At 71.4% G+C, this 15,236-nt stretch carries 12 protein-coding genes and 1 tRNA gene; 7 read left to right on the top strand and 6 right to left on the bottom strand.

What is annotated here, in order from left to right; translation table 11 throughout:
- Positions 1 to 5: 5 nt before the first annotated feature.
- Positions 6 to 911: a factor-independent urate hydroxylase gene (gene pucL / locus ABD714_RS12505; protein WP_344812685.1), complete on the top strand. Its 906-nt coding sequence runs from the start codon at positions 6 to 8 to the stop codon at positions 909 to 911.
- A 367-nt stretch (positions 912 to 1,278) separates the two neighbouring features.
- Here the strand turns inward: pucL and uraD are convergent, their stop codons facing one another.
- Complete coding sequence (uraD, locus tag ABD714_RS12510) at positions 1,279 to 1,779, bottom strand: 2-oxo-4-hydroxy-4-carboxy-5-ureidoimidazoline decarboxylase (RefSeq protein WP_344812686.1); 501 nt, start codon at positions 1,777 to 1,779, stop codon at positions 1,279 to 1,281.
- 183 nt (positions 1,780 to 1,962) lie between these two features.
- On the opposite strand from uraD, the gene ABD714_RS12515 reads away from it, so the two are divergent.
- Together ABD714_RS12515 and ABD714_RS12520 are read left to right on the top strand one after the other, a co-directional pair.
- The gene (locus tag ABD714_RS12515; RefSeq protein WP_344812774.1) at positions 1,963 to 3,075 is read left to right on the top strand and encodes a lipid II:glycine glycyltransferase FemX; all 1,113 of its coding nucleotides are present in this window, start codon (positions 1,963 to 1,965) and stop codon (positions 3,073 to 3,075) included.
- Entirely contained in the window at positions 3,072 to 4,139 is a 1,068-nt protein-coding gene (locus ABD714_RS12520; RefSeq protein ID WP_344812687.1) for an alanine racemase, read from the top strand. The genes ABD714_RS12515 and ABD714_RS12520 overlap by 4 nt, the downstream gene beginning before the upstream one ends.
- 3 nt (positions 4,140 to 4,142) lie before the next feature.
- Here ABD714_RS12520 and ABD714_RS12525 read toward each other — a convergent pair whose 3' ends face one another.
- The 5 genes from ABD714_RS12525 to ABD714_RS12545 all read right to left on the bottom strand — a co-directional run bounded on the left by ABD714_RS12525 (position 4,143) and on the right by ABD714_RS12545 (position 10,487).
- Positions 4,143 to 4,946, bottom strand: coding sequence for a tyrosine-protein phosphatase (locus tag ABD714_RS12525; RefSeq protein WP_344812775.1), 804 nt, complete (start codon positions 4,944 to 4,946; stop codon positions 4,143 to 4,145).
- Positions 4,947 to 5,040: 94 nt separating this feature from the next.
- A complete protein-coding gene (locus ABD714_RS12530; protein ID WP_344812688.1) occupies positions 5,041 to 6,177 on the bottom strand; it encodes a hypothetical protein in 1,137 nt (378 codons plus the stop codon).
- Positions 6,174 to 7,844, bottom strand: coding sequence for a glycosyltransferase family 87 protein (locus tag ABD714_RS12535; RefSeq protein ID WP_344812689.1), 1,671 nt, complete (start codon positions 7,842 to 7,844; stop codon positions 6,174 to 6,176). The genes ABD714_RS12530 and ABD714_RS12535 overlap by 4 nt, the downstream gene beginning before the upstream one ends.
- A gap of 32 nt (positions 7,845 to 7,876) precedes the next feature.
- Entirely contained in the window at positions 7,877 to 10,075 is a 2,199-nt protein-coding gene (locus tag ABD714_RS12540; RefSeq protein WP_344812690.1) for a transglycosylase domain-containing protein, read from the bottom strand.
- The gene (locus tag ABD714_RS12545) at positions 10,068 to 10,487 is read right to left on the bottom strand and encodes a DUF5318 family protein (RefSeq protein ID WP_344812691.1); all 420 of its coding nucleotides are present in this window, start codon (positions 10,485 to 10,487) and stop codon (positions 10,068 to 10,070) included. Before ABD714_RS12545 ends, ABD714_RS12540 begins: the two co-directional genes overlap by 8 nt.
- Positions 10,488 to 10,722: 235 nt before the next feature.
- Between ABD714_RS12545 and ABD714_RS12550 the strand changes: the two genes are divergently transcribed.
- The 4 genes from ABD714_RS12550 to ABD714_RS12565 all read left to right on the top strand — a co-directional run bounded on the left by ABD714_RS12550 (position 10,723) and on the right by ABD714_RS12565 (position 15,231).
- A tRNA-Ala gene (locus ABD714_RS12550) sits at positions 10,723 to 10,795 on the top strand.
- Positions 10,796 to 11,011: 216 nt separating this feature from the next.
- Positions 11,012 to 13,264: a glycosyltransferase gene (locus ABD714_RS12555; RefSeq protein WP_344812692.1), complete on the top strand. Its 2,253-nt coding sequence runs from the start codon at positions 11,012 to 11,014 to the stop codon at positions 13,262 to 13,264.
- A 19-nt stretch (positions 13,265 to 13,283) separates the two neighbouring features.
- The gene (locus ABD714_RS12560; protein ID WP_344812693.1) at positions 13,284 to 14,294 is read left to right on the top strand and encodes a glycosyltransferase family 4 protein; all 1,011 of its coding nucleotides are present in this window, start codon (positions 13,284 to 13,286) and stop codon (positions 14,292 to 14,294) included.
- Positions 14,266 to 15,231, top strand: coding sequence for a glycoside hydrolase family 130 protein (locus ABD714_RS12565; protein WP_344812694.1), 966 nt, complete (start codon positions 14,266 to 14,268; stop codon positions 15,229 to 15,231). Before ABD714_RS12560 ends, ABD714_RS12565 begins: the two co-directional genes overlap by 29 nt.
- The last annotated feature ends 5 nt before the right edge of the window (positions 15,232 to 15,236 follow it).

The following is a 15,236-nucleotide window of genomic DNA, read 5'->3' on the forward strand; positions in this document are numbered from 1 at the left end:
GGCGCATGGCGATCGTTCTCGGACCGAACCAGTACGGCAAGGCGGAGAACCGGGTGGTGCGCACCCAGCGCGACACCCCGCGGCACGAGATCCGCGACATCAACGTCTCCAGCGCCCTGCGTGGGGACTTCTCCGCCGCGCACCTGGAGGGCGACCAGAGCGCGGTGCTGCCCACCGACACCCAGAAGAACACCGCGTACGCGTACGCCAAGGAGCAGGGGCTGACCTCGATCGAGGACTACGGACTGGCCCTGGCCCGGCACTACGTGGACGACGTCGAGCCGGTGCAGGGTGCCCGCATCGAGATCGAGGAGTTCGCCTGGGAACGGGTCAGCATCGACGGCGTCGAGCACGACCACACCTGGGTCCGGCGCGGCCAGGAGGTCCGGCTCGCCGCCGTCACGGTCGAGGGCACCGCCGACGCGCAGCAGACCTGGGTGACCGGCGGCCTGAAGGACCTGGTCATCCTCAAGTCCACCGGCTCGGAGTTCCACGGGTTCCTGACCGACCCGTACACGACGCTCGTGCCGACCACGGACCGGGTGATGGCCACCTCCCTGGTCGCCACCTGGCACTACAGCAGCCTCGACGTGGACTGGGAGGCCGCGTACGCCGGCGTGAAGAACGTGCTGGTCCGCACCTTCGCCGAGGTCCACTCGCTCGCCCTGCAGCAGACCCTCTTCCAGATGGGCAAGCGGGTCCTGGAGGCGTACGGGTTCATCGCCGAGGTGCGCTTGTCGGCCCCCAACAAGCACCACTTCCTCTACGACCTGGGCCGTTTCGGGCTGGAGAACGCGAACGAGGTGTTCCACGCCGACGACCGGCCGTACGGGTTGATCCAGGCGTCGGTGCTCCGCGACGACGCCCCTGCCGCCGGGCCGGCCTGGGACGCGTACACCGGTCTGGTCTGAGCGGTCCGTGACCGGCGGAGGGTTGTGGATGCGCTTTCGCCAATCACCCGCGCGAAGCGCCGCACGCTAGTAGCGTTTGTGGGGCCGGGGGGCTCTTCGACGCCCGGGATAGGCCGTACGCATTCACAGCCACTCACGTTCCCCGCGTGGGCGGCCATCCCCTGTGCGGAACGTCTATCCCGGGTCCTCGCGGCCACCTTGTTCGGGGCTTGTTCGCGCAACGGTCGCGCCCTCGGACCACTCCTTCCTCGTTCGCTCACCGACGAAAAGCGTGTCGGCTCGCTCAGTCGTCCAGTCGTGGTCGGCGCGACCTCAGAGGACGCTCACAAGCGGGACCGCACTGCGGGGTAAGCGGGACGGCCCCGACTCAGCGATAAGCGTCGAACACCTGGGGGATCCGGAGCAGGGCGATGTCGCGCAGTTCCTCCCCGACCACCGCGAGCTCGGTGTCCGGGTCGAGCGTCAGCCGGCGGTTCAGCTCGTCGAGGATCTGGGTCCGGGAGCGGCCCGCCGCCCGGATCAGGAAGATCCGGCCGAACGTCTCCTCGTACGCCCGGTTCCCGGCGGCCAGGGCCTGGTCCAGCGCCGGGTCGTCCGAGGCGCTGGACGACTGCTCGGCCTTGGACAGGGCGGCGGCTGCCCCCTCGCCACTCGCCCTCTCCCCGATCCGGGGGTGGGTCGACAGCGCCTGGTCGACCTCGGGGGGCGCCAACGGCGTGGCCGCCGCCCGGGCGATCTCCTCCAGCTCGGCCAGCGAGGAGTAGGGGGCCCGGTCCACCACGTCGTCCACCCAGCGCGGCACGTGCAGGCAGACCGCCAGCCCCTCCCGCAGCTCCGACCCGGACAGCTCGGTGATCGACGGCGACATGGCGCCACCCTAGTGGGGCGCTTCGGCCGAACCGCAGCCTCCGGACGGATGAACTCATGGTGTCCGGCCGAGCCGGACGAGCGCGGATCTGGCCCGGGTGACTATGGTCGGGGTGTGGTGGGCATCTCGGGACGCAAGCAGACCGTCGAGGCGGGCGGGGTGGCGACCGTGCCGTCGGCGCGGTTGACCGTGCGGACGATCGGTTCCGAGCAGCACCTGAGCTTCGTCCGCACCCTGCCGTCGGCCAGCTTCCTGCAGACCCCCGCCTGGGGCGCCGTGAAGCGTGAGTGGCGGCACGAGTCCCTGGGCTGGTTCGACGCCGACGACACGCTGGTCGGGGTCGGGCTGGTGCTCTACCGCCAGCTGCCCAAGGTGAAGCGCTACCTGGCCTACCTGCCCGAGGGTCCGCTGATCGACTGGGCCGCCGACGACATCGGCGACTGGCTGGACCCGCTGGCCGAGCACCTGCGGTCTTCCGGCGCGTTCGGCATCCGGATCGGCTGCCCGATGGTGGTCCGCCGCTGGCACGCGCCGACGATCAAGGCCGCGATCGCCGACGAGCGGATCGCCCGGCTGAGCCAGGCGCTGCCCGACGAGACCAACCACGACGCCACCCGCCTCCGCAACCGGCTCCGCGATCTCGGCTGGCGACCGCCGAACGAGGACGAGGGCTTCGCCGCCGGTCAGCCGCGGTTCGTCTTCCAGCTGCCGCTGGCCGGGAAGACCCCCGACGAGCTGCTGGCCGGGATGAACCAGCTGTGGCGCCGCAACATCAAGAAGGCGGCCAAGGCCGGTGTCACGGTCAGCCGCGGGACCGTGGCCGACCTGCCCGCGTTCCACCGCATCTACGTCGAGACCGCCGAGCGGGACGGCTTCACCCCGCGACCGCTGGACTACTTCGAGCAGATGTTCGCCACCCTGCTGGCCGAGGACGACGACCGGATCCGGCTCTACCTGGCCCACCACGAGGGCGACCTGGTCGCGGCCACCACCTGGGTCCGGGTCGGCGGGCACGCCTGGTACACCTACGGCGCCAGCACCACGGCCAAGCGGGACGTGCGCGGCTCCAACGCCACCCAGTGGCGGATGATCACCGACGCTCTCGCGGCGAAGGCCACCGTGTACGACCTCCGCGGCATCACCGAGGGGCTGGAGTCCGACGATCCGCACCTCGGGCTGATCCAGTTCAAGGTCGGCACGGGCGGCGAGGCGGTGGAGTACGTCGGCGAGTGGGACCTGCCGCTCAACCCGCTGATCTACGCGGCCTTCGACATCTACATGCGGCGACGCGGGTGAGCGGAGTCTCGCTGCGGGTGGACATCGACCGCTGGCGGCGGCACCTGGCCACCGTGGCGGCGGCCACCCCGGGGATCGTGCCGGTGGCCAAGGGCAACGGGTACGGCTTCGGTCTGACCCGGCTGGCCGAGGAGTCCGAGCGGCTCGGTGCCGAGGCGATCGCGGTCGGACTGCCGTCGGAGGTCGCGCAGGTGCGCGAGGCGTTCGCCGGCGACATCGTGATCATGATGCCCTGGCGTCCCGACGACGACCTGGCCCGGGCCCTGCTCGCCGACACCCGGGTGATCACCACGGTGTCGCGGGTCGAGGATCTCGCCGCGATCGCCGCCCTGGCGGGTGATCTCGAGCAACCCCCGCGAGTGATCATCGAGCTCGCGACCTCCATGCAGCGACACGGGCTGCGCGTCGCCGACCTGGCCGGGGTGAGTGATCATCTCGCCGCGATCTCGTTGCAGGGCTGGACGATCCACCTGCCGTTGTCGGACCAGGGACGCTACGTGGAGGCGGAACGGCTGGCCCGGGCCGCCCTGAGTACCGCCCCCGCCACCCTGTGGATCTCGCACCTGCCGGCGGCCGAGGCCACCGTGCTGGCCAAGCAGCTCGGCGGTGCGGGAGAGGACCCGGCGCCGTTGCGGCTGCGGGTCGGCACCCGGCTGTGGCTCGGCGACCCGGGGGCCCTGGCGACCGTGGCCACGGTGCTGGACGTGCACCCCGTCCGCCGCGGCGATCGGGCGGGCTACCGGCAGCGCCGGATCAGCCGCGACGGGTGGCTGGTGATCATGGCCGGCGGCACCGCGCACGGCATCGGCATGGAGGCCCCCACGGCCGCGGTGTCGTCCCGGCAGCGGCTCGTCGCCCTCGCCCAGGGCGGTCTGCAGGCCACCGGCCGGGCGCTGAGTCCGTACACGATCGACGGGGCCAAGCGCTGGTTCCTGGAGCCCCCCCACATGCAGGCCAGCCTGGTGCTGCTGACCGGGTCGACGGCGGCGCCGACGATCGGCGACGACCTGCCGGTCGAGCTGCGGCTGACCACCGCCCTGGTCGACCAGGTCGTCGAGGTCTGAGCCTCAGCCGCGCAGCTTGGTCCGCAGTCGCTCCGAGTCGGACCCGGTCCACCCGATCCGGGCCAGCAGCGGCTCGACCCCGCCGTACTCGGCGTCGACGTGGTCCAGGAACGCCTGCATGGTCTCGGGGTGGGTGATGTGGGAGGACATCGGTCGGTCCCGCAGGTTCGCGGCGTACGTCTGGGTGCCGAGCAGCCGCTCCAGGATGGCTTCCATCCGCTCGGTGCTGGCCGCGTAGTCGGCGACGATCGCCTCCCGGTCGGCTCCCGCCACCGACAGGGCCAGGGCGACCACCGTGCCCGTACGGTCCTTGCCGGCCGCGCAGTGCACCAGGGTCGCGCCGTCGGCCTCGGCGATGTGCCGCAGGGCGGCGACGATCGAGTCCGGCCGGTCGACGAGGTAGGACAGGTAGTAGGAGGCGACCTCGTGGTCGACCTGCACGGTCGGCGTCAGGTCGACCCAGGGCAGCGCCTCGTCGGGGAGCTCCTCGGGCCGGTCGCGCATCAGCTCGACGGGCTTGTCCTCCCCGACACCAGCGCGCCACTCCCGGAACAGGGAGTGCTGGTGCAGCCTCACCTGCGGGTGCCGGGCCAGCGGACCGGGACCCTCCTGCTCCACCTCGTACTCGCTGCGCAGGTCGACGACGTCGGTGAGCCCGAGCCCGAGCAGCCGGTCGATGTCGCCGGGGGTGAGAGCCTGCAGGTTGTCCGACCGCAGCAGTCGTCCCGCCGTGATCACCCCGCCGTCGCCCGTCGGCATCCCCCCGACGTCACGCAGGTTGGCCAGGCCCTCCAGATCGATCCACATTCGCCTCACGGGCCGAGTTTACGCAGTCCGTCGGAGCCCTCCCCGGGGTGCCGAGCCGCTCGAACGGGGGACCGGCGTGCACGGCCACCCGGGATCAGCTGGCCCAGTTGCCGGTGAAGTAGAGCCAGCTCCAGGCCAGCATCACCACGACCCCGGCGAGGAAGACGAGCCCGACCACCACCCGGTGACCGACCCGGACCGCGGTGCGCTCGGGCCGCCAGGTGGCCCAGGCGGCGACCATCATCCACAACGGGAACCAGAGCAGGATGGCGCGGTTCACCGACATGAACCAGTACGAGATCGAGAACGCCAGCACCTGCACGGCCACCCAGGACGCCTCCGCCCACAGCCGCCGGCCGAGGCACCAGCCGACCACCAGCACCCCCAGCGCCATGGACACGATCTCGGCCGTGAACACCGGCGGCCACAGCGGGTGGTCGGCGTTGGGGACCGTGGCCGCCACCGTGTTCCAGAACGCGTCCCACGGCGGGGTCATCGTCCGGGCCCAGCCGGTGGACTGGGCGTGGTACCAGGCCGTCCAGCTGCCGGTGAGCGAGTACAGGTAGAGCACGAACGCCCCGAGCACCGCGACGGGGAGCAGCAGCCACCGCAGCCGCCGGCCCCGTTCCCGCCAGGTCGGCGCGGCCGGTGTCCGCAGGGTGAGGGCGAGCACGACCAACGCCCCGACCAGGAACAACCCGGACACCCGTACGGTGCAGGCCAGCGCGGCCAGTCCGGCGGCGGCGGCCCACCTGTCCGCTCTCGCTCGCTCCCAGGCCCAGAAGGCGGCCGCGCAGAACAGCGCCTCCGTGTAGGGCACCACGGTGAACACCGCGGTCGGGGCGAACAACCAGGCGACGGCGGCGACCGGACCGCCGAGCCGGGCCAGGGCGGTGGCGGCCAGGTAGGAGCAGATCGCCGAGACGACCACGCCGGTCAGGTAGACCGGCAGCCCGAGCTCGAGCCCCAGGCGCAGCAGGACGGGGAGCCCGGGGAAGAAGGCCATCAGGGTGCCGTCGGGCCGGCCCAGGTAGCCGTTGGTGGCCAGGTTGGTGAAGTGCTCGACGTCCCACTGGTCGACCATGTCGGTCAGGCTGCGCCCCTGGTAGACCGCCAGCAGCAACGCGACCAGGACGATCAGACCCCGACTGGCCAACCAGGCCTGGGTGACCGTACGCCGGCTGGTGGCGGCCGTCGCCGCCGGAGTGAGAGCGGTCTGCACGGCCGTCACGCGTGGCCGTCACGGTCGGGTGGGTCACCGGTGGCGCCCGCCGTAGCGGGGGCGCCCGCCGTGGCGGGGTCACCGGTGGGCAGAGGGGCACCGGTGGGCAGAGGGGCACCGGTGGGCAGAGGGGCACCGGTGGGCAGAGGGGCACCGGTGGGCAGAGAGGCGCCGGGGGTCAGGGGGGCTCGGCGCAGTGGCAGCCAGTCCACGTCCGGCGCCTGGTCCAGCACGCCGCCGGTCGGGTCGTCGAAGCTCCGGGTCACCCCGGGCGGATGGCGTACGACGTCGTGCTCGGGCCGCCAGAGGTCGCGGACGACCACCGCCACGATCCACAGCTGCGCGGCCATCCGGACGATCACGGCCAGCCAGTAGACCTTGTCCGGTCCGTCGGACCCGGGGGCGAGCAGGCCGCCGAGGTGCCACCAGATCGCGCCGAAGTAGACCAGCTCACCGGCGGTGACGATCAGCCAGTCACGCCAGACGGGCCGGGCGAGCACGACGAACGGCAGCAGCCACAGCACGTACTGCGGCGAGTAGACCTTGTTGGTCAGCAGGAAGGCGGCGACGACCAGGAACAGGACCTGACCGAGCCGGGGCCGGCGCGGGGCGACCAGGATCAGGGCGGCGATCCCCACGCACAGCAGTCCGAAGATCGCCAGCGCCAGCGTGTTGAGACCGTCGACCGGGTGTCCGGCCAGCGACAGGACGTACCAGATCGACCCGAGGTCGCCGGACCGGTCGGAGTTGAAGGTCCAGAAGCTCAGCCAGTTGTCGGGGGCCAACCACAGCGCCGGCAGGTTCATCACCAGCCAGGCGACCGCGAAGGCGGCGAGCATCCGGCCGAACTCGCGCAGCCGGCCGGCACGCAGACAGAGGAACAGCAGCGGTCCGAGCAGGAACAGCGGATACAGCTTGGCCGCCATGCCCAGGCCCCAGAACACCCCGGCCCAGCCGGGCCGGCGGCGGGCCCAGCAGAGCACCCCCAGCGCGGTCAGCGCGACCGGCAGCAGATCCCAGTTGATCAATGCCGTCGCGGCGACGCAGGGCGACGCGGCCACCATCAGGGCGTCCCAGGGCCGGTGCGGCACCGCACCCACCTGGGCCCACACGGTGACCAGGAGCAGCGCGCCCAGGACGACGACGTTGACGTCGGTGAAGATCAACGTCGAGTCGACCTGCTGCTGGGCGGTCAGCTGCGACCCGGTCGGTGCGCCGAGAGCGCTGCTGATCACCCGCTCCAGCTGCAGGAACCAGCCGGTGAGGACCGGGTACTCGAGCACGGGGTAGCTGCCGCTGTCGAGGTAGGGGACGTTGCCCAGCATCAGCCCGCGCAGCTGGTAGAGGATGCCGATGTCGGAGTAGCACATCCAGCGGAAGCTGTCCGGGCTCTGCCCGGCCTCGGTGATCCGGCAGGGCAGCCGGACCAGCACGCCGAGCAGGTAGACGACAGTGGCGGTCAGCAGGGCCCACCGACCCGCCGTCCACCAGGAGCCGAGGGTGTCGGCCCGTCGGCCGAGTGGTCCACCGAGCCGTTGGCTGGTCGCACGCACCAGACGGTCGCTCCACGACGGCGGCACCGGGCTGCCGGTCACCGGACCGTCGGTGCGCTCGTCCAGCCAGGCCTCGGCGGCCGGTCCCCGACCGCGCCGGGCGCGCGCGGAGGCAGTGTCCACGATCTCGATGGCGGGTCGGGGCCCGTCGGCCATCAGCCGCCGCCGGAGGGCTCGTCGGTCGGCTGACGACTCGGCTGCTCCGTGGTCGGTTCCTGGGTGGGGGGCTCGGTGGTCGGTTCCTGGGTGGGGGCCTCGGTGGTCGGCTCCTGCGTCGGCGCCTCGGTGGTCGGCTCCTGCGTCGGCGCCTCGGTCGTCTCCCGGGTCCGGGTGGGCTCGGGGCGGGAGGTGGCGCTCTGCTGCGGGGCGGAGTCGCGGTTGACGTACGCGGGGTCCTCGAACTGCTTGACGGGCAGGTCCTCGACGGCGGTCTGCATGTAGTCGACCCAGGTCAGCGCCGGGTAGGTGCCGCCGAAGAAGGTCGAGTCGCCGGGCCGGGCGTAGTCGTCGAGATCGGCGTTGCCGTCGTCGCCGGCCACGTACATGACGGCGGTCGAGATCTGGGGGGTGTAGGCCACGAACCAGGCGGCGGTGATGTCGTCCTCGACGTCCTTGGTGCCGGTCTTGCCGGCCACCGGGCGGTCGAGGGTCCGGACGGTGCTGCCGGTGCCCTGCTCGACCACGTTGGACAGCGCGTACGTGACGTCCCGGGAGATGTCCTTGTCGACGGCCCGCCTCTCCTCCGGAGCGGCCTTGTAGACCACCTTCCCGTTCGCGTCCTCGACCTCCTTGACCACGTGGGGCGCGACGTAGGTGCCGTCGTTGGCGAACGTCGCGTACGCGTTCGCCTGGTTGAGCGGGCTGACCTCGGCGGTGCCCAGCGCGATGCGGGAGTTGAGGTCCCAGCCGGCGCCCTTGGGCGCGCCGACGGCCTCGGCCATGTCGACCACCTGCTGCGGACCGTCGGCCAGCTGGGTGGTCATGTCCACGAACGCGGTGTTGATCGAGTCGGTGGCCGCCTTGAGCAGGGTGACCCCGGACCCGTACTCGTAGTTGAACTCGTTGCGCACGGTGCTGCTGTCACCCTCGGGGGTGAAGGTGTTGCCGTTGAAGCGGGAGTAGAGACTGAACTCGTCCTTCAGCCCGGCCGCCAGCGCGTACGTCTTGAACGTGGACGCGGTCGGACGGGCAGTGGTCGCCCAGTTGCGGGAGTTCTTCACGTAGTCCGGACCGCCGTAGAGCGCCAGCACCTCGCCGGTGCCGACCTTGACGGAGGCCACCGCCGCGTGCAGGTTGCCCGCCTTCTTGTCGCGGGCGTCGGCCGCCTGCTTGGTGTACTTCTGGGCGGCCTCCACGGCGGCGTTCTGGGCCGACTTGTCGAAGGTGGTGGTGATCTTGAGACCGCCGCCGCTGATCTGGCTCGGGTCGAAGCCGGCGCCGACCAGCTCCCGCTCGACCATCTTCAGCAGGAAGCCCTTGGGTCCGCCGTAGCGCTCGTTGACCTTGACCTCGGGGAACTTCGGCAGGCTCGCGGCGGCTTCCGCGGCTTCGGCCGGGGTGATCGCGCCGGTCTCGGCCATCGAGGTCAGCACGTAGCTGTAGCGCTCCTCCAGCCGCGGGATGTTGGCCTCGTCCACGCCGGGATCGAACAGGCTGGGGTTGTTGATGACGCTGATCAGGACCGCTGCCTGCTGGGTGCTGAGGTCCTCGGCGTCCACGTCGAAGAAGGCCTTGCTGGCCGCCTGGATCCCGTAGGCGCCGCGCCCGAAGTAGATCGTGTTCAGGTAGTCGGTGAGGATCTCCTCCTTCGACATCTCCTTGTTGATCTTGTACGCCAGGAACAGCTCGCGGAACTTGCGGGTGACCGTCTGCTCGGAGTTCAGGTACATGATCTTGATGTACTGCTGGGTGATGGTGGAGCCACCCTGGAGGGTTCCCCCACGCACGATCACCCAGGCGGCCCGGAACATGCCGCGGATGGAGATCCCCTGGTCGGTCCAGAAGTCCCGGTTCTCGGCCGCGACCACACCGTCCTTCACGTTCTGGGGGATCTCCTCGAAGGTCAGCGGCTGCCGGTTCTGGACCGCGAAGCTGCCGAGCTGGGACTTGCCGTTCTCGTAGTAGACGAACGTGGTCGCGGTCTGGAAGTCGGCGTTGGCGTTCGGGCGCTGGGTGGTGGTGTAGCCGTAGACGACGAGTCCGGCCGCACCGATCACCCCGACCAGGAGCACCACCACCAGGGCCAGCGCGACCCGCTTGGGCCAGGAGCGCCTCGCCTTCGTCGCGGGACGCGCAGCAGCCCTGCCGGAGGTCTCCTTCTGCTTGGCCGAGTGCCCGTTGCGGGGCTCAGCCATAGATGTCCTCGACGGTCTGCTGCCGACGTGGTGGCTTGCGCTTCACCCCGTCGCCCAGGAGATAGGCCTGGATCATGTGGTTCCAGCGGCAGTCCAGGCACACCTCGACGACGACGACCTTGAACTCGCCGAACTCGTGGGCCATCTCCTCCAGCTCGGGGGTCTGCTTGATCCGCCCCGAGTACTGACCGAGCTGCTCACCGAACACGTAGCTGAGGTTCACCAGCTCCGACTTGGCGCACACCGGGCAGGTCGTCGACGTCTTCTCGCCGTGGTGCTTGGCGGCCCGCACCAGCATCGGGTCGGCGTCGCACGCCTCCATCCGGGCGAGCTGCCGCCCCGGACGCCGCAGCGCCTCCAACGTGGAGCGTCGCTGCAGCGCGTAGTCGATGACCTCGCGCTGGGACCACATGCCAAACAGCGTAGACGCCACCGTCGGTGGGGGGAACGGTCTCGCGCGTGGCCTCTGTCTCGGTGCGCGCCGGGGGTCGATCGAGCCCGGCGAGCAGCACCTGCTCGGCCCGAAGTGACGGAGATCTGCTCCTCGAACGCCTCCGCCCGGCGTGTCGCGCGGCGTGTCGCCCGTGAGGTGCGCGTTTCCGTCACTCCGGCCCGCTGACGTAAGATCGGGCGTCGGTTTCGGCCGCGGGGCCATGGCGCAATTGGTAGCGCACCTGCTTTGCAAGCAGGGGGTTAGGGGTTCGAGTCCCCTTGGCTCCACCCCTTGCTCTCCACCCCCGGGCCCTCGCGCCACAGGCGTCGAACCGCCCCCACCTGCAGCACTGTCGGCCTCGGCAGCCGGACCGGTTGTTTGACCGCCGACATTCGGGGAACCAAACCCGACGGTGGGCTGTCGAGCGCTCACCCTCCCGCTGTCCGGGGCGGGGGGTGACAGTGCGAGACTGCGACCCCTAGAGGGAGAGACGAGGTGATCGCGTGCGCGTGGCTGTCGTCACCACCTATCCCCCGCGACCGTGCGGGATCGGGATGTTCTCCCACGACCTGCGCGACGCGCTGATCGAGGCCGAGCCGACCGCGGCGGTCGAGATCGTCTCCATCCTGCGCGACCCGAGGCAGGTCGCCGAGCCCGAGGTCGTGGCCACGATCCGTCAGGACGTGCGCAGCGACTACGCGGCCGTGGCCGCCGACCTCACGTCCCGCGGCACCGACGTGGTGCTCATCGAGCACGAGTACGGGATCTTCGGCGGCGACGCCGGAGCGTTCGTCGTGTCGCTGGCCGAGGAGCTGGAGCAGCCGCTGGTGGTCACCCTGCACACGGTGCTCTCCGCGCCGTCGGTGCGGCAGGCCGAGACGCTGCGGGCGCTCTGCCGCCGGGCGACGCTGGTGACGGTATTCACCGAGACCGCCCGCCGGATGATCGTCGAGGCGCGGATCGTGCCGCCGGAGCGGGTCCGGGTGCTGCCGCACGGGGCGCCGTCGGTCCTGGTGGATGCGAGCGCCGCCCGAGCGACGACCGACCGGATCTCGCAGGTGGCGTTGGAACGGCTCGAGGGTCGTACGGTGCTGTCGACCTTCGGACTGATCTCGGCCGGCAAGGGGATCGAGCTGGCCATCTCGGCCCTGCCCGCGGTGGTCGCGGCCCACCCCGAGGTGCTCTACCTGATCGCCGGTCAGACCCACCCGGAGGTGGTCAAGTCCGAGGGCGAGAGCTACCGGCTGGGACTGGAGCGGCTCGTCCGCGAGCTGGACCTGACCGAGCACGTGCACTTCCTCGACCGGTTCTTCACCGAGGCGGAGCTCGCGGTGCTGCTCTCCTCCACCGACCTCTACCTGACGCCGTACCGGTCCCGTGAGCAGATCGTCTCCGGCGCCCTGACCTTCGCCGTCGCGGCCGGCTGCCCCGTCGTGTCCACCCCCTACTACTACGCCGAGGACCTGCTCGGCTCCGGGGCCGGCGTGCTGGTCCCCTTCGACGACGCGGCCGCCATGTCCTCAGCGGTCCTCGACCTGCTCGACCACCCCGACAAGCTGGACGCGGCCAGGGCCGAGGCTCGTCGGGTCGGCTCCGAGCTCGCCTGGCCCCAGGTCGGCGCGGCCACTCTCAAGGTGCTGGCCGAGGCCGCGGAGCTCGGCCCGGTCCTCGGCACGGCCAAGGCCCCGGCGGCCGTGCGCGCTCCGGCGATCCGTCCCGACCACCTGCTCACCCTGGTCGACGACGTCGGCATCATCCAGCACGCCAACGGGATCGTGGCCAACCGCTCGACCGGCTACTGCGTGGACGACGTGGCCCGGCTGGCCGTGGCCGCGCTGGGCCTGCACCGCCAGCTCAGCGAACCGCGCTACGCCCGGATGCTGTCCTCGGCGCTCGCCTTCCTGCAGCACGCCTGGGACTCCTCTCCGAGCGGGATGCACAACTTCATGACCTACGACCGCCGCTGGGTCGACGACGCGCACCACGGCGACCACCTGGGACGCGCCGCGTGGGCCCTGGGGGAGGTCATCGGGGCCATCCCGGCGCGGCCGGAGGCGGCACCGAGCCTGCGTCTGCTCGAGGCCATGGTCCCGGCTCTGGAGTCCTCGACCAGCCCCCGTCAGGTGGCGTTCACCGTGCTGGGCCTGGCCCGCCTGGACGCGCAGTCCCTGTCCTCCACCCTGGAGAACCTGCTCCGCGTGCTGGCCGGTCGCCTGTACGACTGGTACGCCGGGGTGCGCAGCGACGACTGGCGCTGGTTCGAGGGCGTGCTGAGCTACGACAACGCCCGGCTGCCGCAGGCCCTGATCGCGGCCGGTTACCGGTTGGACCAGGCCGAGTGGCAACGGGCCGGCCTGGAGGCCCTCGACTGGTACGCCGTCCAGTGCGGCATCGAGACCGACAACGTGCGCCTGATCGGCAACCAGTGGCGGCTTCGGCTGCACCCGGTGCCGGTCACCGACGACGGGGACGAGCAGCCGCTGGAGGCCGCAGCCCTCGTCGAGGCGCTGGTCGAGGCCATGGTGTCCACCGGGGACCACCGGTACGGACCGCAGGCCGTCCTGGCCTTCGAGTGGTTCCTGGGACGCAACCGCTACGAGCTGGCCGTCTACGACTTCGCCACCGGCGGCTGCCATGACGGACTGGGGGCCACCGGGGTCAGCGAGAACGAGGGCGCCGAATCCACCCTGGCGTTCCTGCAGGCGCTCCTCGCCCTCAACGGGGCCGGGTTGCAGTTCTCCGTCTCCATCCCGTGACTCCGGTGTGGGCCCGCTCATGAAGATCGCCCTGCTGGGACCGATCGCCTGGCGGACGCCGCCGCGGCACTACGGCCCGTGGGAGCAGGTCACCGGCCTGCTGGCGGAGGGGCTGGTGGCGAGGGGTCACGAGGTCACCCTCTTCGCCAGCCTCGACTCGATCACCACGGCGGAGCTCGACGGCGTGATCCCGCACCCGTACGCCGAGGACCCGAGCCTGGACGGTCGCGTCTGGGAGGCGATGCACGTCGCCCACGCGCTCGCGCGCTCGGCGGAGTTCGACCTGGTGCACAACCACCTCGACTGGCTGCCGCTCGCCTTCGCCGCTCACTGCCGGGCCCCGCTGCTGACCACGATCCACGGGTTCTCCGACCCGGCGATCCTGCCGGCGTACCGGGCCTCCTCGTCGGCCTTCGTGTCCATCTCCGACGCCGATCGGGTGCCCGAGCTCGACTACCTCCGGACCGTCTACCACGGCATCGACCTGGACACCCTGCCGTTCTCGGCGGCCGGTGGCGACGATCTGGTCATCCTGGGCCGGATCCATCCCGACAAGGGGACGGCCGACGCCATCAGGATCGCCGCGCTCACCGGCCGGCGGCTGCTGATCGCCGGACTGGTCGCCGACGAGCGCTACTTCCGCGAGGAGGTCGAGCCCCTGGTCGACGGCGATCGGGTGGTCTACCTCGGCTCGGTGGGACCCGAGCAGCGGGCAGAGGTCCTCGGGTCGGCGTACGCGTTGCTGCACCCGATCGCGTTCGCCGAGCCGTTCGGCCTGTCCGTGGTGGAGGCGATGGCCACGGGTACGCCGGTGGTGGCGTTCGCGCTCGGCTCCATGCCCGAGGTCATCGACGAGGCCGTCACCGGGTTCGGGGTCTCCGACGTCGCCGGGGCCGTGGTCGCCGTGGCCCGCGTGGCCGAGCTGGACCGGGCGACGGTCCGCCGCGTGGCGGAAGCGCGTTACGGCGCAGACCGGATGGTCGACGACTACGTTGAGGCGTATGTCTCCCTCCTCCAGCGCCCTCAGTGACGGTCTCTTCCGGCGTCATGCCGGCAACCCGCTGCTGACGCCGCAGCGGTGGCCCTACACGATCAACGCCGTGATGAACGCCGGCGCGGCCCTGGTCGACGGCGAGACGGTGCTGCTCTGCCGGGTCGAGGACCGACGCGGCTTCAGCGACCTGACGGTGGCCCGGTCGCACGACGGGTTCTCCAACTGGGTGGTCGACACCACGCCGCTGCTCGCACCGACGCCCGGTGTCGGGTACGAGTCCTGGGGCCTGGAGGACGCCCGGCTGACCCGGGTCGAGGAGCTGGACGCGTGGATCATCGCGTACACCTCGTTCGGCCCCGGCGGACCGAGCCTGTCGCTGGCCAAGACGCGTGACTTCCAGACCGCGGAGCGGCTCGGGATGGTCCGGGCGCCCGAGGACAAGAACGGCGCCCTGCTGTCGCGTCGGGTCAACGGCGAATGGGTGCTGTTCCACCGACCGGTGACGGCGATGAGCGCCCGCGCCGACATCTGGCTGTCGCGCTCACCCGATCTGCACAGCTGGAGCGCCCCCGAGCCGGTGCTGTCCGCCCGCGAAGGTGGCTGGTGGGACTCGGCCCGGATCGGGATCGGCGCCCCGCCGATGGAGACCCCCGAGGGGTGGCTGCTGGTCTACCACGGCGTCCGGCAGACGGTGGCCGGCGCGCTCTACCGAGCCGGGCTGGCGCTGCTCGACCTGGACGACCCCAGCCGCGTCATCCGCCGCTGCGAGGAGTGGGTGCTGGGACCGAGTGAGCCGTACGAGCTGATGGGCGACGTGCCCGGCGTCGTCTTCCCCTGCGGTCTGGTCCACGTGCCGGAGACCGACGAGCTCCGGCTCTACTACGGCGCGGCCGACACCTGCATCGCGATGGCCACCGCCTCGCTGTCGGAGGTGCTCGCCTTCGTGCTCGAGCACGGGGTGCAGCCCGAGTAGCGGGC

The sequence above is a fragment of the Microlunatus aurantiacus genome, from assembly GCF_039536605.1.
In the GTDB taxonomy this organism is placed as follows: Bacteria; Actinomycetota; Actinomycetes; order Propionibacteriales; family Propionibacteriaceae; genus Microlunatus; species Microlunatus aurantiacus.